The sequence below is a fragment of the Kitasatospora sp. McL0602 genome, assembly GCF_052076145.1.
Lineage (GTDB): Bacteria > Actinomycetota > Actinomycetes > Streptomycetales > Streptomycetaceae > Kitasatospora.
Map to the genome: position 1 here is coordinate 4,943,948 of NZ_CP197246.1, position 22,009 is coordinate 4,965,956.

Consider the following 22,009-nt stretch of genomic DNA (forward strand, 5'->3'; position numbering starts at 1 on the left):
TCAGTAGGGTGGGACACATGACTACCCGACGCCTCGTCCTCGCCACCCGCAACCAGCACAAGGTCGCCGAGCTGCGCGCCATCCTCGGCGGCGTGGACGGGGACGGCTGGGACCTGGTCGGTGCCGACGCGTACCCCGAGATCCCGGACGTGCCCGAGACGGGTGTCACCTTCGCCGAGAACGCCCTGCTGAAGGCCCACGCCCTGGCCCGCGCCACCGGCCTGCCCGCCGTCGCCGACGACTCCGGCCTCTGTGTGGACGTCCTGCACGGCGCCCCCGGCATCTTCTCCGCCCGCTGGGCCGGCAAGCACGGCGACGACCGCGCCAACCTGGACCTCCTGCTCGCCCAGCTCTCCGACATCGCCGACCCGCACCGAGGCGCCCACTTCGCCTGCGCCGCCGCTCTCGCCCTCCCCGACGGCACCGAACGCGTCGTCGAGGGCCGCCTCCTCGGCACCCTGCGCACCACCCCCGCCGGCGAAGGCGGCTTCGGCTACGACCCGATCCTCCAGCCCCTCGGCGAGACCCGCACCTGCGCCGAACTCACCCCCGCCGAGAAGAACGCCATCAGCCACCGCGGCCACGCCTTCCGGGCCCTGGCCCCGATCGTCCGCGACCTGCTGAGCTGACGGATCGTCCGCTGAAAGCAAGTGGCCCTTCCGCCTTCGAATCGAAGGAGGAAGGGCCACTTTGCTCTGTACGCCCGGTGGGACTCGAACCCACGACCCTATGTTCCTAAGACATAGCTCTCTACCAGCTGGAGTACGGGCGCATGCCGAAGCCAGCCTACCGTCTGTGAATCGTGCCTGGGTAACGAGAATTGCCGCCGGAACGGGTGCCGGGAGATCAGGCGGCGGAGAGCTGTCGCTTGTTGCGACCGCAGTAGGTCGGGGTGACGGCGTGGCAGTTCGGGCAGAGCAGGCGCAGGTTGTCGGCGCGGTTGTCGAGCCAGTCCCCGTTGACGTGATCCACCTCCAGCGTCATCGGCAGTCCGCGCCAGCTCGGTGGAGTGTGGCACTCTTCGCAGCGGTCGGGGCGGCCGATGTGGACCAGCATGGCGCGGAGTCGGTCGCCGGGGGTTCGGTGGCTGCCTGGCGGGAGCCGGACGAGTAGCTCTTCGGGCTTCCGGCGAGGGCCGGTCTTCTTGCCCTTGTTGTGCGCCTGCCCCGTGAAGTGGCTGATGTCGAGCCCGTGCAGCGTGATGTGCTCCTTCACCTGGGCTCGGGCGGAGCCGCCCTCGGTCAGGCCGAGGGCCTGGATGACGCCGGCGAGGCTGTGGTGCTCGGCGACAGCCTCGGCCAGCACGTCCTTGGAGACCAGCCTCGTCCGGCGCTTGCCGTCGCCTCGGAAGCAGAAGTGCGACGTGTCTATGCCGAAGTCGCGGAGCCGCTTCTTGAAGTACGAGTAGATGCTGTCGTACGGGGTGATGCCCATGTAGCCGAGCACCTCATTGATGCTGGTGCTGTGGGCGGCGGCCTCCGCGAGCTGCTCCCTCGTGTAGCGGCGGCGCCCGTAGTCCGGACGACCTCCGTTGAAGTGCGAGGTGTCGATCCCGTAGAACTTCAGCCGCCTGCTCAGGTAGCTGTGGGTGCCGCCTGCCAGCGGCACGCCGAGCCGACGCATCATGTCGTTCACGCTGCTCGACTCGGCGGCCAGCGCGCTGAGTAGCTCGCGGGTGTACTTGATCGGCATGTTCGCCCCTCCTGGGCCTGTGGTTCACCGGTCCCCCGGACGGGCTAACGAGGGGTTGGGGGGAGGGGTACGTGGTGTACGGATCACGATGTTGTGAGGGGGGTCGGCGGGTGTCGGTTGGGTGCCGATTGGTACAGACCTATTGACCTATGTGGTTCAGACCACATAGCTTCTCGCCAACCTGCAGAGTGGCGGTCGGGGGTTGACCGGGCGTCGGCTGCGGGGTGTCCGACCTCCCCCACAGTGCGCTTCCCACAGCGTGCGACGGCACTCTCTCCTGGAGGACCGAGTGTTGATCCGATCCATGGCGACGCAGCGTCCCACCGCTGCCAGCCGCAAGAAGTCCGGTGTCCGGGTGGCTTTTGCCTCGGTTGCCGCCGCCGGGTTGGCCGGTCTGCTGGTGGCCACGCTCGGGGCGACGCCCTCGCAGGCGTCGGCTGCCGTGGACAACCAGTCCTGTCGGCCCGACGGGATGTACACGACGCCCGGTGTGGACGTGCCGTACTGCAACGTCTACGACGGTGCGGGCCGCGAGAAGATGGGCGCGGACCACCAGCGCCGCATCATCGGGTACTTCACGGGCTGGCGCACCGGCAAGGACGGCACCCCCGCCTACCTGGTGAACAACATCCCCTGGGACAAGGTCACCCACCTCAACTACGCCTTCGGGCACGTGGGGAGTGACAACAAGATCTCGGTCGGCTCCGACGGCCCGAACAACGCCGCGACCGGGATGACCTTCCCCGGGGTGGCGGGCGCCGAGATGGACCCGACGCTCCCGTACCAGGGGCACTTCAACCTGCTGAGCAAGTACAAGAAGCAGTACCCGAACGTCAAGACCATGGTCTCGGTGGGCGGTTGGGCCGAGACCGGCGGCTACTTCGACGACTCGGGCAACCGGGTGGGCTCGGGTGGCTTCTACTCGATGACCACGAACGCGGACGGCAGCGTCAACCAGGCCGGGATCAACACCTTCGCGGACTCCTCGGTCGCGTTCATCCAGAAGTACGGCTTCAACGGCGTCGACCTCGACTACGAGTACCCGACCTCGATGAAGGACGCGGGCAACCCGCTGGACTGGACGACGGCCAACGCCAAGCGCGGCTCGCTGATGAAGGGCTACGCGGCCCTGCTGAAGACCATGCGCGAGAAGCTCGACCGGGCCAGCGCGGCGGACGGCAAGTACTACCTGCTGTCGATCGCCTCGCCCTCCTCCGGCTACCTGCTGCGCGGCATGGAGACCTTCCCGGTCACCCAGTACCTCGACTACGTGAACGTGATGTCGTACGACCTGCACGGCGCGTGGAACCAGTACGTCGGGCCGAACGCCTCGCTTTACGACGACGGCAACGACGCCGAGCTCAAGGCCGCGAACGTCTACGGGACTTCGCAGTACGGCGGCATCGGCTACCTGAACGCCGACTGGGCGTACCACTACTTCCGCGGCGCGATGCCGGCCGGGCGGATCAACATCGGCCTGCCGTACTACACCCGCGGTTTCAAGAACGTCAGCGGCGGGACGAACGGCCTCTGGGGGACTTCGCAGACGTCCAGCTGCCCGGCGGGCTCGGGGCTGACCACCTGTGGTGACGGCGCGGTCGGGATCGACAACCTCTGGCACGACCTCGACACCAACGGCAAGGAGGCCCCGGCGGGCTCCAACCCGATGTGGCACGCCAAGAACCTGGAGAAGGGCGTCGTGCCCGACTACCTCTCCAAGTACGGGCTGACCGACACCTCGCTGCAGGGTAGCTACGCCCGCAACTACAGCTCGGCGCTCGGTGCGCCGTGGCTGTGGAACGACAGCAAGAAGGTCTTCCTGTCGACCGAGGACGAGCAGTCCGTCGGCGCCAAGGCCGACTACCTCGTCAACCAGGGCGCCGGCGGCGCGATGATCTGGGAGCTGGCGGGCGACTACAAGTGGGACGCGGCGGCCAACGGCGGCAAGGGCGAGTACGTCCAGGGGTCGACCCTGACCTCGCTGATGTACGACAAGTTCAAGGCGGCCTCGCCGTACGGTGCGATCCGCTCGACCACCACGCTGCCGACGCAGACGCTGCCGGTCGACGTCTCGTTCACCAACTTCGCGCTGGGTGACTCGAACTACCCGATCAACCCGAAGATCCACATCGTCAACAACTCGACGGTGACCCTGCCGGGCGGCACGGAGTTCCAGTTCGACTACTCCAACTCGGCCCCGGGCAACGCCAAGGACCAGTCCGGCTTCGGCCTGACCACCATCCGGCAGGACAACCCCGGGCCGGGCAACGTGGGCGGCCTCAAGGGCACCTACAACCGTGCCTCGGTGAAGCTGCCGGCCTGGCAGTCGCTGGCGCCGGGCGCCTCGGTGGACATCGACTTCGTCTACTACCTGCCGGTCTCCACACCGTCCAACTGGACGGTCAACGTCGGCGGCACGCTGTACGGCCTGACCGGCGACCTGGCCCGGGGCGCGATCAGCGGCGGCGGGACCTCGTCCCCCAGCCCGAGCAGCAGCCCGAGCTCGAGCCCCAGCAGCTCCCCGTCGAGCAGCCCGTCGAGCTCGCCGAGCAGCAGCCCGAGCAGTTCCCCGAGCTCCAGCCCCAGCAGCAGCCCGTCCAGCAGCCCCAGCACGAGCCCCAGCACGCCTCCTGGCGCCTGTACGGCCCCGAGCTGGAGCGCGGGGGCGGTCTACGCCACCACGGGCACCAAGGTGTCCTGGAAGGGCCACAACTACAGCAACAAGTGGTGGACCACGGGCGAGGACCCGAGCACCACGGGTGCGTGGGGGGTGTGGAACGACCTCGGGCCGTGCTGAGCTGTCATGATGTGAGCCCACAGAACATGACATAGCGGCAGGTCGCAGAGGTATCAGGCGGCGGTGGCGGTGCACCCGGTCGGGGGGTGTGCCGCCACCGCCTCTGCGTTTTTCCGGGCGCACGCGGGGTGGGATGTTTTGCCGGGATGTCGCAGACGTAGCCGAGATGTGTCCTTCGAAGCCCTTGACGGAGCAATGCCCCCAGGGGTGTCATATCCACCAGCGAGTTCGATCCTGTTTGATTTTGATGGATTCTGAGCCCTAGCTCAGGCACCACCCTCTGCGTCTCCAAGGGGAGCCCCGCATGTCCAGTTCGCGTCTCAGCCGCCGCGCCGCCGCCGCCGTCGGCCTCGTCCTGACCCTCGGCCTGACGGCCTGTTCGACCGGCCGGGAGTCCACCACCGGTGCCGATGCCGCTCCGAGCACCGTCAGCGGCAAGATCTCGATGACGTACCTGCAGAAGCAGGGCGACCAGGAGTACTTCATCGGCGAGGCCGCCGGTGCCAAGGCCAAGGCCGCCGAGCTGGGCGTCGACCTCAAGGTGGTGAACCTCGGCAACGACGCGAACAAGACCGTCAGCGAGGTGCAGTCCGCCATCGCGCAGAAGTCCAACGGCCTGATCATCGTCGTGCCGGACCCGGCCGTCGGCCCGCAGGTCGCGCAGACCGCCAAGGACGCCAATACCCCGCTGCTCACCTCGGACGACCAGATCTGCACCTCCGGCCCGGACCCGTCCAAGTGCGCCGCCGACGGCCTGGTCGCGCGGATCGGCTTCAGCGGTGCCCAGATGGGCGGCGAGGTCGGCAAGCGGGCCGCCGAGGAGTTCAAGAAGGCCGGCTGGAGCGCCGCGGACACCCGCGTCATCTCCGCCTGGAAGCAGGACGTCACCGTCTGCGGTGACCGCGTGAAGGCCGCCAAGGACGCCTTCAACGGCGCGGCGGGTGCCACCGTCCAGAACATCGACGTGGCGACCGACAACACCCCGACCGGCGCCCAGGACAAGATCGCCGCGACCGTCACGGCCAACGCGGGCGTCAAGCACTGGGTCGTCTGGGGCTGCAACGACGAGAACGTCCAGGGTGGCGTCACCGCGCTGCAGAATGCGGGCTTCAGCGCCGACAACGTGATCGGTGTCGGCCTCGGCGCGTACCTGGCCTGCAAGAGCTGGGGTGCGGGCAAGCCGTCCGGCATGAAGGCCGCGCTGTTCATCAACGGCAGCGACGTCGGCGCGCTGGCCGTCCAGACCATGTACGACAAGCTCAAGAACGCCAAGGACTTCCCCAAGGAGGCCTTCGCCCCGACCAAGATGGTGGATGCCTCCAACTGGCAGGCCTCCGGCGTCAAGTGCAGCTGAGCTGACATGACGACCATGAGCAGTGAGAGCACTCCGTCCAGTACCGGGGTGCGCGATCTGGGCAAGCGCTTCGGCGCCGTCCAGGCACTCGACGGGGTGACGCTGGACTTCCCGGCCGGTCAGGTGACCGCCCTGATGGGTGAGAACGGGGCCGGCAAGTCCACCCTGCTCAAGATCCTCGCGGGGGTCCAGCCGCCCAGCCAGGGGCAGGTGGTGGTCGACGGCCAGCCCGTCGAGCTCCACTCGCCGGCCCAGGCCAAGGCGGCGGGCATCAGGATCATCCCGCAGGAGCCCGAGATCATCCCGCACGTCTCGGTCGCCGAGAACGTGTACGCAGGCGCCCTGCCCCGCCGGGCCGGGCGCCGGCTGGACCGGGCCGAGCTGGGGCGGCGCATCCGCGCCGACCTCGCCCGGCTCGGCTTCGACCGGGTGCTCGACCCGGAGCTGCTCGGCTCCGAGCTGACCCCGGCGCAGCGGCAGTTGGTGGAGATCCTGCGGGCGTTGACCGGTGAGGCGAAGGTGATCGCCTTCGACGAGCCGACTTCCTCGCTCTCCGAGCAGGAGGTGGAGGCGCTGTTCGCGCTGATCCGTCGGCTGCGTGAGCAGGGTGTCGCGGTGGTCTACGTCTCGCACCGGATGGCGGAGATCTTCCAGCTCGCCGACCGGATCGCCGTCCTGCGGGACGGCACGCTGGCGGGGGTGCTGGAGGCGGCGAACACCGACGAGGGCGAGATCGTCCGGATGATGGTCGGGCGTGACCTGTCGGCGATGTTCGTCCGGCAGGGCGATGTCGCCACCGACCGGGTGGTGCTCGACGTGCAGGAGCTGCACACCGACGAGGTGCACGGCATCAACCTGCAGATCCGGGCCGGTGAGGTGGTCGGTCTGGCCGGGTTGATCGGGGCCGGGCGCTCCGAGCTGGCGTTGGCGTTGGCCGGTGACCTGCCGGTGCGCAGCGGCCGGGTGCTGTTGGACGGTGTACCGCTGAAGGGCGGTAGTCCGGGTGCGGCGATCCGGGCGGGCCTCGGGTTGGCTCCGGAGGAGCGCAAGGCGCAGGCGCTGTTCCTGCACCGTTCGATCCGCGACAACATCGCGTTGGTGGTGCTGGAGCGGTTGCGCCGGGCGCGGTTCGTGCGGCGGGCGGCGGAGCGGGAGGTGGCCGAGGAGTACGTGGCCCGGTTGCGGGTGCGGACGCCGTCGGTGGAGCACGAGGTGCGCAAGCTGTCCGGGGGCAATCAGCAGAAGGTGGTGCTGGCCCGCTGGCTGGCGCGCAAGCCGAAGGTGTTGATCCTGGACGAGCCGACCCGGGGTATCGATGTCGGGGCGAAGGCGGAGATCTACCAGATCATCGCCGACCTGGCGCAGCAGGGTGTGGCCCTGTTGGTGATCTCCTCCGAGCTGCCCGAGGTGATCGGGTTGTCGGACCGGGTGCTGGTGATGCAGAACGGCCGTGTCACCGGTGAGTTGGGCCGGGCGGAGGCGACCGAGGAGGCGATCCTCTCGCTGGCGATGGTGGACGACCTGGCTGGGTCGGCACAGGAAGGTAGGACGGCATGACCAGCAGCACCTTGACCGGGAAGACCGGGGAGACCGGCAAGACCGGCAACTCCGGGAAGAGCGAGAGCGCGTCGGCGAAGGCGGCCTCCTGGGTCGGCCGGATCGGCGGTCAGAATCTCAGCCTGATCGGTGCGTTGGCGGTGGTGCTGATCCTGTTCGGGTCGCTCAACGACAACTACCTGAGCTGGAACAACGTGCAGGTGATCGGCGAGGCGGTGACGATCACGGGTCTGCTGGCGGTGGTCCAGACCGTGGTGATCATCTGTGGCGGCCTGGACATCTCGGTGGGCTCGCAGGCCGGTCTCGCCTCGGTGGTGAGCGCGATGGCGTTCACCTCGGCGGGGTCGAACGCGCTGGTCGGCATGGGTGCGGCCGTCGGGGTCGGGGTGCTGGTCGGGGTGCTGAACGGCGTGGTGATCGTCTACGGCCGGGTGAACCCGACCATTGCGACGCTCGCCGGGCTGGCCGCGTACAAGGGTGTGGCGCAGTTGGTCTCGGACGGCCGGGCGCAGGGCTACGTGATGAACGACGGCCTCTTCGTCTTCCTCGGCCGGGGCAAGATCGCCGGGCTGCCGGTGATGATCTGGATCCTGCTGCTGGTCGCGGCGGCGGTGCACGTGATGCTCAAGTACACGGACATCGGCCGCAACATCTACGCGCTGGGCGGCAACGACACGGCGGCCCGGCTGGCGGGCATCTCCATCAACAAGTACCTGGTGGCGGTGTACGGCCTGATCGGCGCGGTGGCGGCGGTCGCGGGCATCCTGCTGACGGCCCGGACGGGGTCGGGGCAGCCGGTGTCCGGGAGTGAGGGCCTGGAGCTGAAGGCGATCACGGCGGCGGCGCTGGGCGGCTGTGCGCTGCGCGGCGGCAAGGGCGGGATCGGCGGCACGCTGCTGGCGGTGGCGCTGCTGGGGGCGTTGGAGAACGGCCTGACGGGCCAGAACATCAACGCCTTCTGGCAGAACGTCGCGCAGGGCTGCCTGCTGGTGGTGGCCGTGGTCATCCAGCAGCGGCGCAGCGGGGAGCGGGCGATCGGGTTGCCCGCCTGACCGGTGGACTCCCGGCGTAGGGGCGCCGGGTTTGTGGGGTCGGTGCCCCTGGCGGACGGGCCAGGGGCACCGACAGCTCTTGCTAGGCCTCGATCTTGAGGTCGCGGAGCAGCTTGGCGACGTGGCCGGTGGCCTTGACGTTGTAGAGGGCGTGTTCGACCTTGCCCTGCTCGTCGACGATGACGGTGGAGCGGATCACGCCGACGACGGTCTTGCCGTAGAGGCTCTTCTCGCCGTACGCGCCGTAGGCCTCCAGGACGGACTTGTCCTGGTCGGCGACGAGGGTGACCTTGAGGTCCTCGGCCTCGCGGAACTTGCCGAGCTTCTCGGGCTTGTCCGGGGAGATGCCGATGACGTCGTACCCGGCGCCGGCGAAGACCTCGAGGTTGTCGGTGAAGTCGCAGGCCTGGGTGGTGCAGCCGGGGGTGAGGGCGGCCGGGTAGAAGTAGACGATCACCTTGCGGCCGAGGTGGTCGGCGAGGGACACCTGCCGGCCGTCGGCGTCGGGCAGGGTGAAGGCGGGGGCGGTGTCACCGGTCTTGAGGCGCTCGCTCACGGTGGGTTCTTCTCCTCGTGCGTGGACTGGTGGTCGTACCGCCGCAAACCTACCGCCATTGGTGGGTGGGGCCGCGCGTGCGGGGAGGGCAACTGACAGACTGGGCCTTGTCGCACAGGACAACATTCAGCGAAGGGGTGGCCCGAGTGGGCAAGGCCGGCACAGACGACAAGGCGCGGACGACCGCCGACATCGAGGCGAACATCGCCCGGACGCGTGAGCAGCTCGCGGTGACGCTGGACGAGCTCGCCGTGCGGGTGCACCCGAGCACGGTGGCGGCCCAGACCAAGGCGAAGCTGCGCGCTTCGGTGGAGCAGAAGGCCGCGCGGGCGTACGTCGCGGCGAGTGGCGCGGTCGAGCAGGTCAAGGCGCAGTTCACGGACGAGAAGGGCCGGCCGCGCAAGGAGCGGGTCGTGCCCGCCGCGCTGGTGGGTGCCGGGGTGCTGCTGCTGGTGGCCTCCGCTCGCAAGCGCCGCCGGGGCTGAGTGGTCGTACTGGAGGGGCCGGGGCCTGCGCCACCGGCCCCTTCCGCATGCCGGGCCAGCGTCACGCGGGCGGGCCGGGCCCGGTACCGTCGGGGGCGTGAGTACCGACGACAAGCAGATGCACGAGGCTCCGCGCCACGACCGGCTGGGCGAGAAGCTGCCGATCAAGATGTTGCACGACCGCGTCCTGGTGAAGACCGAGGGCAGCGAGGGTGAGCGCCGTTCGACCGGGGGCATCCTGATCCCCGCGACGGCCGAGCTGAGCAAGCGGTGCACCTGGGCGGAGGCGGTGGCCGTGGGCCAGAGCGTGCGTGCGGTGGAGCCGGGTGACCGGGTGCTGTACGACCCGGAGGACAAGCTGGAGGTCGAGGTGCGGGGTGCGACGTACGTGCTGCTGCGCGAGCGTGACCTGCACGCGGTGGCGGGGATGCGGTTCGGTGACGCGGAGGGCTCGACGGGGTTGTATCTCTGAGGCTCGGTGTCAGCTGTCGGCGTGCCGGCCGAGGCGTGCGCGGATCTCGGCGGCCTGGGGGGCCTGGAGGTCCTCGAAGATGGCGAGGGAGTCCTGCAGGAGGGCCTTCGCCTGGTCGTGGCGGCCGGTGTCGGTGAGGGTGTGGGCGAGGTGGCCGAGGGTGACGGCCTCGGCGTGGTGGTCGCCGATCTCGCGGACGATGTCCAGCGCCTCGCGCAGGTACCGTTCGGCGGGGACGAGTTGGCCCAGGTCGTTGTACACGTTGCCGATGTTGGAGAGGATGATCCCCTCGTAGAGGCGGTGCGGGAGCTTCCGGCTGATCGTGAGGGCCTGGCCGAGCACGTCGATCGCCTCCTCCAGCCGTCCGACCTCCTGCAGGAGGTTGGCGAAGTTGCTCAGTCCGGAGGCCTCCTCGTTCAGGCTGCCGCGGGAGCGGGTGAGTTCCAGGCTGCGCTCGTAGTAGCCGAAGGACTCCTCGGGCCGGCCGAGGCTGCGCAGACAGTTCGCCAGGTTGTTGAGGGCCGAGCCCTCGGCGGCGCGGTCGCCAGCGCCGTGGGCGATCTGCACTGAGCGTTCGTAGCAGGGGGCGGCCTTCTCGAACTGGTGCAGGTCCTCGTAGGCCAGGCCGAGCCCGTTGAGCACCCGGCCCTCGGCCGCCGGGTCGCCGAGGGCTCGGGCCGAGCCGAGGGCCAGCTCGTACATTACCAACCACTCGGACCAACTGCGGCGCAGCTGGTGGAAGTTGAGCAGGGTGACGGGGAGCTTCCAGCACAGGTCGTGGTGGCCGGCTTCGGCGGCGTGCTGGACGGCGCCGACGAGGTTGCCGCGCTCGGCGTCGTACCAGGCCAGCGCCTCGTCGTAGCCGCCGGGGGTGAGCGGCTCGGGCTCGGCCTCGACGGGTGGCGGCAGGTCGGGGAGGCGGCGGCCGGGCTTCAGGGTGAGGGCGGCGGCGGCCGAGGTCCGCAGGTACCAGGAGCTGAGGCGGTGCAGGGCGGCCCGGCGGGAACTCTCGGGCTCCTCGGCGTGGGCGCGTTCGGCGGCGTAGAGGCGGACGAGGTCGTGGAAGCGGTACCGGCCGGGGGAGCTCTCCTCCAGCAGGTGGGCGTCGGTGAGCAGGGTGAGGGTCTGCTCCGCCTGCCGGAGGGGCTCGCCGAGCAGGGCGGCCGCCGCCGGGAGGGCGAGGTCTGCGCCGTCCCAGAGGCCGAGCAGCCGCAGCGCGCGGGCCGGGTCGTCGGGGCCGGGCCCGGTGAGGTGCGCGTACCCGAGGTCGAGGCTGGCCCGGACGGCGAGGTCGTCGAGTTGGAGTTCGTCGAGCCGACGGAGGTGGTCGCCGAGCCGTTCGGCGAGGGTGCCGATGCTCCAGGCTGGGTGGGCGGTGAGTCGGGAGGCGGCGACCCGCAGGGCGAGCGGTAGGCCGGAGCAGGCGCGCAGCACCTCGTCGGTCGCGGCGGGTTCGGCGGCGGTGCGGTCGGCGCCGACGATGCGGGCGAAGAGCGCCCGTGCGCCGTCCTCGCCGAGGACGGTGAGGTCGATCCGGTGGGTGGCGGGGAGCCCGGCCAGGCGGTTGCGGCTGGTGACCAGGACGGCGCTGGACGACCCGCCGGGCAGCAGCGGGCGGACCTGCCCGGTGCCCTGGGCGTTGTCGAGGACGATCAGGGCGCGCCGCTGGGCGAGCAGGCTGCGGTAGAGCGCGAGGCACTCCGCCTCGTCGGCGGGCACGGCGCCGGGGCCGAGGCCCAGGCTGCGGATGACCCGGGCGGCGACGTCGGCGGGGGTGAGCGGCTCGGCGCTGACCCCGCGCAGGTCGAGGTAGAGCTGCCCGTCGGGGAAGCTCCGGCTGGTCAGGTGGGCGACGTGCACGGCGAGGCTGGTCTTGCCGACCCCGCCCGCCCCGGCGATGACGGCGATCACCGGGCCGCTGCTCCGGCCGAGCTCCGCGCGCAGCCGCTCGACGTGGGTCTGCCGGCCGGTGAAGTCGGCGAGGTCGTAGGGGAGCTGGGCCGGGGTGGGGAGCTCGCGGGAGCGGCGGACGGCGGCTCTGGCGGCGGAAAGGCTGGGGACGGGGCCGGAGGTGGGGAGGGCCAGCCCGGGGTCGGCGGCGAGGATGCGCTGGTGCAGCTCGCGCAGCTGCGGGCCCGGCTCGACGCCCAGCTCGGTGCGGACGGCGGCTCGGGCGTGCCGGTAGGCCTCCAGGGCCTCGGCGGTCAGCCCGGAGCGGTAGAGCGCGAGCATCAGCTGGCCGTGGAAACGCTCGCGCAGCGGGTGCTCGGCGGCGAGTCTGCGCAGGGTGGGCAGCAGCCGTTCCTGGCGGCCGAGGGCGAGCTCCGCCTCGCCGGACCATTCGAGGGCCTGGAGCCGGGCCTCGGTCAGGTGGCGCCCGTACTGGTCGTGCAGGTGCTGCACGGGTACGTCGGCGAGGAAGGCGCCGCGCCAGCGGCCGAGAGCCCGCTCCAGCAGTTCGGCGGCGTCCTGGTGCCGGGCCTCGCGCAGCGCCGCGCGCCCGCGCTCGCACTCCAGCAGGAAGCGGCCGCAGTCGGTCTGCTCGGGGGTCGTGTCGAGCAGGTAGCCGGGGTTGGTGCTGACGAGCAGCGCCCCGGCGGTGGGGCCGATGCTCTGGCGGAGCCTGGTCATCGCGGTGTGCAGCGCGGCGCGGGCCCGGGTCGGCGGGTGTCCCTCCCAGGCGACTTCGTACAACTCGTCGACGGGCACGGCGCCGCCCGCCCGTAGGACCAGCAGGGCGAGCAGGCTACGCAGCTTGGCGGCGGAGACGCCGCGCTCGCCGTGGTCCGCCCCGCCGTGGTCGACCCAGACCCGGACGGGCCCCAGTACCCCGAACAGCAAACCCGCGCTCAAGATCGCCTCCTATACCGGGGGAGACGCTAGACCATCGGGGGTCGGTGGCCGACAGGGGGGTACGGGAGTGTCGGACCTGGTCAGCCGACGTCAGGGCGAGGTGGGAGGGGTGGCGGTGTTCGGCGACGGCGTGACGGCGGCCGGGCTGCTGGAGGGTGGCGTCGGGGTCTGCGTCGGGGTCTGCGTCGGGGGGGGAGTGGGAGTGGGGGTCGGGGTGGGCCTGGATGTGGGCGTCGGCGTCGGGGTGGGGGAGGGGGAGGGCGTCGGGGTGCGGGTCTGGGTGGGCGTGGGGGTCGGTGTCGGGGTGGGGGTGCTCGGCTGGGTGTTGTCGTTGCCGGTCTGGAGGTCGAAGTCCTGGGTGGGGGTGCCGCGCAGGGCGCCTCGCATGTAGGAGGTCCAGATCGCGGTGGGGAAGGCGCCGCCGTTGATCCGGGAGAACCCGGCGGTGCCGGCCAGCGACTCCTTGGCGTGGGTCTGCGGGTTCTCCCGGAACAGGCCGACGACGGTGGTGAGTTCGGGGGTGTACCCGGCGAACCAGGCGGAGAGGTTGCTGTCGGTGGTGCCGGTCTTCCCGGCCGCCGGGCGGTTCAGGCGCTGTGCGGCGGCGCCGGTGCCGGAGCCGATCACGTCCTCCAGCACGCCGGTGACGGCGTCCGCCGCGTTCCGGCCGATCGCCGTCGCGGAGGGGTGCTGGGGCAGCGCGGGGAGATCGGACAGGCCCGGCTTCTCCAGCTTGAGCACGGCCCAGGGGGTGTGCGACTGGCCGTGGTTGGCGAGACTGGCGTAGGCGGCGGCCAGGTTGAGTGCGCTCGGCGTCGCGGTGCCGAGGGTCATCGAGGTGTTGCCGGTGGCCATCCCGTCGATCGAGTCGGGCAGCCCGAGCTTGATCGCGGTCTGCCGGACGTTGTCGAGCCCGGCGTCCACGCCCTCCTGGGCGTAGACCGAGTTGACGGACTTCACCATCGCGTACCGCAGCGTGATGGAGCCGTAGTTGACGTCGTCCTCGTTCGGCGGCGCGTACGGTGTCGGCCCGCCGACCACCGGGCGGCGGCTGGTGCCGTCGTACAGCGTCTGGGTGGTGATGACACGGCCGTCCTGGGTGGTGTGGCGGCCGTCCAGCCCGGCGGCGAGGTCGATCGGCTTGAAGGTGGAGCCGACCTGGTTGTCCTGGCGGGTGGCGTCGTTGAACGGCTGCTTGGCGTAGTCCGGGCCGCCGTAGACGGCGACGACCTTGCCGGTGGAGGGCTCGACGGAGGCGCCGGAGACCCGGACGTCGGTGTCGGTCTTCGGCCGGGCGGCGGTGTCGAGTTCGGAGGTGAGCTCGTCCTTGACGGCGGCGACGAAGGCGTCCTGCTTGGTCTTGTCGAAGGTGGTGGTGATCTTCCAGCCGCCGGCTTTGAGGGTGGCGGCGTCGAGCACGCCGGAGTCCGAGAGGTAGTCGTCCGCGATGTCGACCAGATAACCCGCCTGCCCGCTGAGGCCCTTGACCGGCTGCGGGTCGATCGGCTCGGGGAAGGTGAGGGAGGCCCGGGTGGTCGCGTCGAGGAAGCCGAGCGAGACCATGCCGTCGAGCACGTAGTTCCACCGGGCGAGGGCCTTGGCGCGGCCCGCCGTGCTCGCGGTCTTGACGTCGAACGCGCTCGGCGCCTGCAGCAGGGTGGCCAGGTACGCACCCTGGGCCGTCGTCAGCCGGGAGACGTCCACGCCGTAGTAGGCGTTCGCGGCGGTCTCGATGCCGTACGCGCCCCGGCCGAAGTAGCTGGTGTTGAGGTAGCCGGCCAGGATGTCGTCCTTGCTCTCCTGCTGGTCGACCTTGAGCGAGATGAAGAACTCCTTGATCTTGCGGGTGTAGGTCTGCTCCTGGGTCAGGTAGTAGTTCTTGACGTACTGCTGGGTGATCGTCGAACCTCCCTGCAGGCCCTTGCCGGTTGCGCTGTTCCAGGCCCCGCGGATCATGCCCTTGAGGTCGACGCCCTTGTTCCGGTAGAAGCTGCGGTCCTCGGCGGAGACCACGGCGTGCTGGGTGTCCAGCGGGATCTGCTGGATCGGCACGTCCTCGCGGTTGACGGAGCCGGTGCGGGCCAGCTCGGTGGTGCCGTCCGCGTAGTAGTAGACGTTGCTCTGGGCCACCGCGTGGGCGTTCGGATCGGGGACGGAGACGAGCAGATAGAGCGTCACGAAGGCGGCGATGCCGAGCAATAGCAGCCCGAGCAGCCCGCCGAGGGTCATCCGCCAGGTCGGCACCGCCCTTCGCCACCAGGGCATCGCGCGGCGGCGGCTCCGGCGGGCGGCGCGGGCCGCGCGGCGGCGGTCGCGGCGCGAGCCCTCCTCCGCCTCCAGGTCGGCGGCGGGCGGGCCGTCCGGCGGCCGGTTCTCCCGGGTGGGCTGCTGGTCGGGGGGAGGCTCCTCGCTCATGGGGTGATTATGGGCGACTTCGCCCGGAATGAGCGGTTCCACGGCCCGCCGGGGCGAAGAAAATACGGATGTGACCCGAAGCTCACGGCGCTACGGTGAAAGGTGACAACCGGATAGCGAACGCAGCGTCAGAGAGCCCCGCCCGCCGCCCCCGTACCCCCGGGGGGCACGCCGGTCGGGGCTGCTCAGCCCTGCCCGCATGCGGCCCCGTCAGCCCGAACAAGTCGACAAGGAGACAATATGGTGACAGCATCACCGCTCCCACCGGGCGCCGCCCGGCTCTACCTGGCCGTCGCCGCCGGAGCCTTCCGCCGCTTCTCCACCTACCGCGCCGCCACCTTCGCGGGCGCCTTCACCAACACGGTCTTCGGCTGCATCCTGGCCTCCACCTTCCTCGCCCTCTGGCAGGCCCGCCCCGGCCTCGGCGGCTACGACACCGCGCAGGCCGTCACCTACATCTGGGTCAGCCAGGCCCTGCTGGTCACCGTCGCGGTCTGGGGCGGCGGCTTCCAGGACGACGTCCAGGAGCGCTTCCGCACCGGCGACATCGCCGTCGACCTCTACCGGCCGGTCGACTTCCAGGGCTGGTGGCTCGCCACCGACCTCGGCCGGGCCGCCTTCCACCTGCTCGCCCGGGGCATCGCGCCGACCCTGGCCGGGATGCTCCTCTTCCACACCCGGATCCCGCACAGCCCGCTGACCTGGGTGGTCTTCCTGCTCTCCGTCCTGCTCGCCGTCGTGGTCAGCTTCGGGCTGCGCTTCCTCGTCTCGCTGGCCGGGTTCTGGCTGCACGACGTCGAGGGCATCCGCGCCGTGATGCTGGTGGTCGCGATGTTCTTCTCCGGCATGCTGCTCCCGATCAGCCTCTTCCCCGGCTGGCTCGGCGAGCTCGCGCCGCTGCTGCCCTGGGCCGCGCTGATCCAGATCCCCACCGACGTCTTCCTGGGGCGCCGCACCGGCAGCGCGCTGCTCGGCGGTCTCGGGTTCCAACTCCTCTGGGCCGTCGCCCTGCTGGCCGCCGGGCGGTTCGCCCAGAGCCTCGCCACCCGCAAGGTGGTGGTGCAGGGTGGCTGAGAACCTCAGGGTGGCTGAGAACTTCGGGGTGGCCGAGACCCTCGCCGCCCGCGCCCGCTGGGCCGTCCGCTCCTGGCTGCTGATCGCCGGGATGTGGACCAGGGCCCTGATGGCGTACCGGGCCTCGTTCGCGCTCTCGGTGCTCGCCTCGATCGCCGTGACCTCGCTCGACTTCGTGGTCATCGTGCTGATGTTCCAGCACACCGGGCAGCTCGGCGGCTGGCGGCTGCCCGAACTCGCCTTCCTCTACGGCACCTCCGCCTTCCCCCTCGGCATGGCCAACCTGCTGGTCGGCAGCATCGACGCGCTCGGCGAGCGCATCCGCAGCGGCACCCTCGACACCGTACTGATCCGCCCCGCACCCGCCCTCGCCCAGCTCTGCGCCGAACGCTTCTCGCTGCGCCGGCTCGGGCGGCCGATCCAGTCCGTCCTCGTCCTCGGCTGGTCGCTCGACGCGATCAAGGCCGACTGGACGCCCGACCGCCTGCTGCTCGTCCCGGCCATGCTGGTCAGCGGCACGGTGATCTTCTCCGCCGTCTTCATCGGCTTCGCCACCCTCCAGTTCTGGTGGGGCGAGGCCCGCGAGCTCCAGAACTCCTTCACCTACGGCGGCGCCACCCTGCTGCACTACCCGCCGACGATCTTCGCCAAGGAGATCGTCGCCGGAGTCGTCTTCGGTGTCCCGCTCGCCTTCGTCAACTGGCTGCCCGCCCTGCGCATCCTCGGCCACCCCGACCCGCTCGGCCTTCCCACCGCCTTCCAGTACGCGTCCCCGGTCGCCGCCGCCCTCGCCGTCGCCGCCGCCGGGTACGCCTGGCGCGCCGGGCTGCGCGCCTACCGGGGCACCGGCAGCTGACCACCCCACCGACCTTCCCAGGAGACACCCCATGGCACTCATCGAACTCGACGACGTACGACGCACCTTCACCGTCCGGGCCAAGACCGGCCGGCTGCGCCGCGAGAAGCGCGAGGTGCGCGCCGTCGACGGCCTGACCTTCACCGTCGACGCGGGCGAATGCGTCGGGTACATCGGCCCGAACGGCGCCGGCAAGTCCACCACCATCAAGATGCTCACCGGCATCCTCGTCCCCACCGGCGGACGGCTCAGCGTCGCGGGCGTCGACCCGGCCCGAGAACGCACCGCCCTCGCCCGGCGGATCGGCGTCGTCTTCGGCCAGCGCACCACTCTCTGGTGGGACCTCCCGCTGCGCGACTCCTTCGAACTCGCCCGCCGGATCTACCGCATCCCCGACGCCCGCTACCGCGCCAACCTCGACCGGTGCGTCGAACTCCTCGACCTCGCAGCCCTGTTGGACACCCCCGTCCGGCAGCTCTCGCTCGGCCAGCGGATGCGCGGCGATCTCGCGGCCGCCCTGCTGCACGACCCGCAGGTGCTCTACCTGGACGAGCCCACCATCGGCCTCGACGTCGTCAGCAAGGGCCGCGTCCGGGAGTTCCTCCGCGAGGTCAACACCGGGCAGGGCACCACGGTGCTGCTCACCACCCACGACCTCACCGACATCGAGCAGCTCTGCGGCCGCGTCATGGTCATCGACCACGGCCGGGTGGTCTACGACGGCGGCCTCGACGGCCTGCACACCGCCGGCGAGAGCGAACGCACCCTCGTCGTCGACCTCGCCGAGACCCACCCCCCGATCGACGTGCCCGGCGCCCGCGTCGTCAAGGTCGACGGCCCGCGCCAGTGGCTGGCCTTCCCCGCCCAGCACAGCGCCGCCCCGATCGTCGCCGCCGTCGCCGCCGGCTACCCGCTGGCCGACCTCTCCGTCCGCGAACCCGCCATCGAGGACGTGATCGCCCGGATGTACGCCGAAGTCCCCATCGGTTAGCTCGTGTGGGTTAAGCGAGTAACCCAAGTGCGGCAAGCACGGTTGACACCTCGTGACTTTACGAGGGCCGGAGACGAGGGGTGCCGCACCCGACGTCAGCGTCGTGATCGCCGTCTACAACACCATGCCGTACCTGACCGCCTGCCTCGCCTCGCTCGTCGGGCAGAGCATCGACCCGGCGCGGGTGGAGATCGTCGCCGTCGACGACGGCTCGACCGACGGCAGCAGCGCGGAACTGCGCCGCTGGGCAGCCCTGCACCCGGGCCGCTTCCGGCTGCTCCACCAACCCAACTCCGGCGGCCCGGCCGCCCCCACCAACCGGGGGACGGCCGCGGCCCGGGGCCGGTACGTGCTCTACCTCGGCGCCGACGACTGGCTCGGCCCCGAGGCCCTGGAGCGCCTCGTCGCCGCCGCCGACCACTGGCACTCCGACGTCGTGCTGCCCCGGCAGGTCGGCGAGAACGGACGCCTCGTACCGCAGGGCATCTTCGACCGGACGGCCCGCGAGATCGGCTTCACCGACTCCGCCCTGCCCTGGGCGCTCGCCGACACCAAGCTCTTCCGCCGCGAGCTGCTGCTCCGGCACCGGCTGCGCCGCCGCGAGGACCTCCCCGTCCACTCCGACCAGCCGTTCACGCTGGAGGCGCTGCTGCGCGCCCGCCGGGTCTCCGTGCTCGCCGACTACGACTACTACCACCTCGTCCGCCGGGCCGACGGCGGCAACGTCACCCACCGGGCCGGGCCGCTGGAGCGGCTGCACGGCATCGCCGCCGTCCAGCAGGTGGTCGAGCGGCTCACCACCCCCGGCCCGTGCCGCGACGCCATCCGCGCCCGGCACTTCGGCTGGGAGGTGCCGCAGTTGCTCCAGGCCGGCTTCCTCGGCCTCGACCGGCCCACCCAACAGCGCGTCTGCGCGGGCGTCGGCCACCTCGTCCGCGCTCACACCGACCCTGTGCTGCTGGCCGCCCTGCCCGTCCCCGACCGCCTCCGGCTGGCCCTCGCCACCCGGGGTCGGCTCGCCGCCCTCTGCGGTCTGATCGAGTACGAGCTGGCCCACGGTGACCCCCCGGTGCTCCGGCACGGGGCACACGAGTACGCCCGGTACCCCGCCTTCCGCAACCCACAACTCGGCCTGCCGGACGGGCTCTTCGCCCACCCGAGAGCCGCGGAGAAGAGATGAGCACGATGGAGATCTGCGTGGTCGGGCTGGGAAAGCTCGGCCTGCCGCTCGCGGTGCAGTTCGCCGCCAAGGGCCACCACGTCACCGGCGCCGACTGCTCACCGGAGGTGGTGCACACCGTCAACGAGGGCCGTCCGCCGTTCCCCCGCGAGGCCGGGCTCGACGAGCTGCTCAAGGAGGTCGTCGCCGACGGGCGGCTGCGGGCCGACACCGACACCACGGCGGCCGTCGACGGCGCCGACGCCGTCGTCATCGTCGTCCCGCTGGTCACCGCCGCCGACGGCACCCCCGACTTCTCGATGCTCGACTCCGCCACCGACGCCGTCGCCGCCGGGCTGCGCCGGGGCACCCTGGTCGCCTACGAGACCACCCTGCCGGTCGGCAGCACCCGGGGCCGCTGGGCGAAGCGGCTGGAGCTGGGCTCCGGCCTGGTCGCCGGGCGGGACTTCGGCCTGGTCTTCAGCCCCGAACGCGTGCGCACCGGACGGGTCTTCGCCGACCTGCGCCGCTACCCCAAACTCGTCGGCGGCATCGACCCGCGCTCGACCCGCCAGGGCGTCGAGTTCTACCGCGCCGTGCTCGACTTCGACCCGCGCCCCGACCTGGAGCGCGGCAACGGAGTCTGGGCGCTCGACTCCGCCGAGGCCGCCGAGTTCGCCAAGCTCGCCGAGACCACCTACCGGGACGTCAACATCGCACTGGTCAACCAGTTCGCCCGGTACGCCGACCGCTGCGGCGTCGACCTCGCCGAGGTCATCGACGCCTGCAACTCCCAGCCCTACAGCCACCTGCACCGCCCCGGCGTCGCCGTCGGCGGCCACTGCATCCCCGTCTACCCCCGGCTCTACCTGTGGAACGACCCGCAGGCCACCGTCGTCCGGGCCGCCCGCGAGGCCAACGAGACCGTCCCCGCCTACGCCGTCGGCCTGCTCGCGGGCGCCCTCGGCAGCCTGGCCGGCGCGGGCGTGCTGGTGCTCGGCGCCGCGTACCGGGGCGGGGTCAAGGAGACCGCGTACTCCGGCGTCTTCCCGCTGGTCGAGGCCGTCCGGGCGGCCGGGGGCGTGCCGTACGTCAGCGACCCGCTCTACACCGTCGAGGAGCTGACGGCCCTCGGTCTCCCCCCGCACCGGGGCGAGCCCGTCACCGCGGCCGTCCTCCAGGCCGACCACCCCGAGTACCGCGACCTCGGCCCGGCCGACCTGCCGGGCGTCCGGGTGCTGCTCGATGGGCGGCGCTGCACCGACCCGGCCCGCTGGGCGGAGGTGCGGCACCTGGTGCTCGGCGGCGGGGGTTGACGCTGCTCCGGCGGGTCGGCGGGGCAGACTGTCTGAGTGACTGTCGATGAGAAAGTCGGACCGGAGACCGAGGCGCCGCGCGGCGTCGGCGTGAGCTTCACCGCAGCGGACGAGGAGAAGCGCCAGGGCGTCCGGCGGATGAAGCGGATCGCCACCGGGCTGCTCGCCCTCGCCACCGTGATCTACGCCCTGGCGACCTGGGCCGGGGCCTCCGGCTGGGGTGCCTGGGCCGGGTACGTCGCCGCTGCCGCCGAGGCCGGGATGGTCGGCGCGCTCGCGGACTGGTTCGCCGTCACCGCGCTCTTCCGCCGCCCCTTCGGCCTGCCGATCCCGCACACCGCGATCATCCCGACGAAGAAGGACGCCTTCGGCAAGTCGCTCGGCGACTTCGTCGGTGACAACTTCCTCTCCGCCTCCGTGGTGCGCGGCCGGCTGGCCCGGATCGGCATCGCCCGCCGGCTCGGCGAGTGGCTGGCCGCCCCCGGCAGCGCCGACCGCGTCACCACCGAGGCGGCCGCCGCCCTGCGCGGGGTGCTCGCGGTGCTGCGCGACGAGGACGTCCAGGCCGTGGTGAGCGAGGCCGTCACCCGTCGCGCTGCCGCCACCTCCGTCGCCGAACCCGCCGGGCGGCTGCTCGGCAAGGTGGTCGCCGACGGCGGACACCGGGGCGTCGTGGACCTGATCGCCGTCCGGGCCCACGACTGGCTGGCCGAGAACCACGAGGAGGTCGTCCAGCGCGTCACCCAGAAGACGCCCGGCTGGACACCCCGCTTCATCGACCACCAGGTCGGCGAGCGGGTCTACAAGGAGCTGATGCGCTTCGTCACCGACATCCGTGACGACCCGGAGCACGCCGCCCGGGGCGCCGTCGACAACTTCCTCGCCGACTTCGCCACCGAACTCCAGCAGGACCCGGAGACCATCGCCCGGGTCGAGCGCGCCAAGGCCGAACTGCTCGCCCGCGCCGAGGTGCAGGAGCTGATCGCCTCCTCCTGGGCCGCCGTCCGCACCCTCGTCGTCACCGCCGCCGAGGACGAACAGAGCGAGCTGCGGCGGCGCATCCGCGACGGCCTGCGCACCTTCGGGCAGCGCCTCGCCACCGACCCCCGACTCCAGGCCAAGACCGACGGCTGGCTCCAGGACGCCGCCCAGTACGTGGTCGAGACCTACCGCGAGGAGATCACCTCGCTGATCTCCGAGACGGTGGCCGGCTGGGACGCGGACGACGCCTCCCGCAAGATCGAGGCCAACGTCGGCCGCGACCTCCAGTTCATCCGGATCAACGGCACCGTCGTCGGCGCCCTCGCGGGGCTGCTCATCCACACGGTGGCGACGGCCTTCGGAGCCTAGGCCGGTGGCCGTGCGATGATTCGAAGTCAA

Annotated in this window: 17 protein-coding genes and 1 tRNA gene; 13 read left to right on the plus strand and 5 right to left on the minus strand. The window is 71.4% G+C overall.

Going from position 1 to position 22,009, the window contains the following annotated elements; all coding sequences use genetic code 11:
• Nucleotides 1-17 precede the first annotated feature (17 nt).
• Nucleotides 18-629: an RdgB/HAM1 family non-canonical purine NTP pyrophosphatase gene (gene rdgB, locus ACR68M_RS22640; protein WP_441245933.1), complete on the plus strand. Its 612-nt coding sequence runs from the start codon at nt 18-20 to the stop codon at nt 627-629.
• Nucleotides 630-698: 69 nt separating this feature from the next.
• On the opposite strand, the gene ACR68M_RS22645 is transcribed toward rdgB, so the two are convergent.
• Nucleotides 699-772, minus strand: a tRNA-Leu gene (locus ACR68M_RS22645).
• Between the two features lie 74 nt (nt 773-846).
• Nucleotides 847-1,692 carry an HNH endonuclease signature motif containing protein gene (locus ACR68M_RS22650; protein WP_441245934.1) on the minus strand — a complete coding sequence of 282 codons (846 nt, stop codon included), beginning with the start codon at nt 1,690-1,692 and terminating at the stop codon, nt 847-849.
• A 304-nt stretch (nt 1,693-1,996) separates the two neighbouring features.
• Here ACR68M_RS22650 and ACR68M_RS22655 point away from each other — a divergent pair, with 304 nt between their 5' ends.
• The 4 genes from ACR68M_RS22655 to ACR68M_RS22670 all read left to right on the plus strand — a co-directional run bounded on the left by ACR68M_RS22655 (nt 1,997) and on the right by ACR68M_RS22670 (nt 8,452).
• Nucleotides 1,997-4,489: a chitinase C-terminal domain-containing protein gene (locus ACR68M_RS22655; RefSeq protein ID WP_441245935.1), complete on the plus strand. Its 2,493-nt coding sequence runs from the start codon at nt 1,997-1,999 to the stop codon at nt 4,487-4,489.
• Between the two features lie 304 nt (nt 4,490-4,793).
• Complete coding sequence (locus tag ACR68M_RS22660; RefSeq protein ID WP_441245936.1) at nt 4,794-5,843, plus strand: substrate-binding domain-containing protein; 1,050 nt, start codon at nt 4,794-4,796, stop codon at nt 5,841-5,843.
• Between the two features lie 15 nt (nt 5,844-5,858).
• Nucleotides 5,859-7,400 (plus strand): sugar ABC transporter ATP-binding protein, encoded by a 1,542-nt coding sequence (locus ACR68M_RS22665; protein ID WP_441245937.1) that lies wholly within the window; start codon nt 5,859-5,861, stop codon nt 7,398-7,400.
• Nucleotides 7,397-8,452: an ABC transporter permease gene (locus ACR68M_RS22670; RefSeq protein ID WP_441245938.1), complete on the plus strand. Its 1,056-nt coding sequence runs from the start codon at nt 7,397-7,399 to the stop codon at nt 8,450-8,452. Before ACR68M_RS22665 ends, ACR68M_RS22670 begins: the two co-directional genes overlap by 4 nt.
• A gap of 82 nt (nt 8,453-8,534) precedes the next feature.
• On the opposite strand, the gene bcp is transcribed toward ACR68M_RS22670, so the two are convergent.
• Complete coding sequence (gene bcp / locus ACR68M_RS22675; RefSeq protein WP_441245939.1) at nt 8,535-9,008, minus strand: thioredoxin-dependent thiol peroxidase; 474 nt, start codon at nt 9,006-9,008, stop codon at nt 8,535-8,537.
• Nucleotides 9,009-9,154: 146 nt separating this feature from the next.
• Here bcp and ACR68M_RS22680 point away from each other — a divergent pair, with 146 nt between their 5' ends.
• Together ACR68M_RS22680 and ACR68M_RS22685 are read left to right on the plus strand one after the other, a co-directional pair.
• Nucleotides 9,155-9,493: a DUF3618 domain-containing protein gene (locus ACR68M_RS22680; RefSeq protein ID WP_441245940.1), complete on the plus strand. Its 339-nt coding sequence runs from the start codon at nt 9,155-9,157 to the stop codon at nt 9,491-9,493.
• 118 nt (nt 9,494-9,611) lie between these two features.
• Complete coding sequence (locus ACR68M_RS22685; RefSeq protein ID WP_441251687.1) at nt 9,612-9,965, plus strand: GroES family chaperonin; 354 nt, start codon at nt 9,612-9,614, stop codon at nt 9,963-9,965.
• Between the two features lie 9 nt (nt 9,966-9,974).
• Here the strand turns inward: ACR68M_RS22685 and ACR68M_RS22690 are convergent, their stop codons facing one another.
• Nucleotides 9,975-12,818 (minus strand): AfsR/SARP family transcriptional regulator, encoded by a 2,844-nt coding sequence (locus ACR68M_RS22690; RefSeq protein ID WP_441245941.1) that lies wholly within the window; start codon nt 12,816-12,818, stop codon nt 9,975-9,977.
• Nucleotides 12,819-12,908: 90 nt separating this feature from the next.
• Nucleotides 12,909-15,233: a transglycosylase domain-containing protein gene (locus ACR68M_RS22695; RefSeq protein ID WP_441245942.1), complete on the minus strand. Its 2,325-nt coding sequence runs from the start codon at nt 15,231-15,233 to the stop codon at nt 12,909-12,911.
• Nucleotides 15,234-15,473: 240 nt separating this feature from the next.
• Here ACR68M_RS22695 and ACR68M_RS22700 point away from each other — a divergent pair, with 240 nt between their 5' ends.
• Genes ACR68M_RS22700 through ACR68M_RS22725 form a run of 6 tightly spaced genes read left to right on the plus strand, consistent with a single transcriptional unit; the run spans nt 15,474 to nt 21,979 of the window.
• A complete protein-coding gene (locus ACR68M_RS22700) occupies nt 15,474-16,307 on the plus strand; it encodes an ABC transporter permease (RefSeq protein WP_441245943.1) in 834 nt (277 codons plus the stop codon).
• Nucleotides 16,300-17,163, plus strand: a complete 864-nt coding sequence (locus tag ACR68M_RS22705; protein ID WP_441245944.1) for an ABC transporter permease — start codon at nt 16,300-16,302, stop codon at nt 17,161-17,163. Before ACR68M_RS22700 ends, ACR68M_RS22705 begins: the two co-directional genes overlap by 8 nt.
• 31 nt (nt 17,164-17,194) lie before the next feature.
• A complete protein-coding gene (locus tag ACR68M_RS22710; protein WP_441245945.1) occupies nt 17,195-18,154 on the plus strand; it encodes an ABC transporter ATP-binding protein in 960 nt (319 codons plus the stop codon).
• A gap of 52 nt (nt 18,155-18,206) precedes the next feature.
• Entirely contained in the window at nt 18,207-19,334 is a 1,128-nt protein-coding gene (locus tag ACR68M_RS22715; protein ID WP_441245946.1) for a glycosyltransferase family 2 protein, read from the plus strand.
• Between the two features lie 5 nt (nt 19,335-19,339).
• Entirely contained in the window at nt 19,340-20,629 is a 1,290-nt protein-coding gene (locus ACR68M_RS22720) for a nucleotide sugar dehydrogenase (RefSeq protein ID WP_441251688.1), read from the plus strand.
• Between the two features lie 36 nt (nt 20,630-20,665).
• Nucleotides 20,666-21,979 carry a DUF445 domain-containing protein gene (locus tag ACR68M_RS22725; RefSeq protein WP_441245947.1) on the plus strand — a complete coding sequence of 438 codons (1,314 nt, stop codon included), beginning with the start codon at nt 20,666-20,668 and terminating at the stop codon, nt 21,977-21,979.
• The last annotated feature ends 30 nt before the right edge of the window (nt 21,980-22,009 follow it).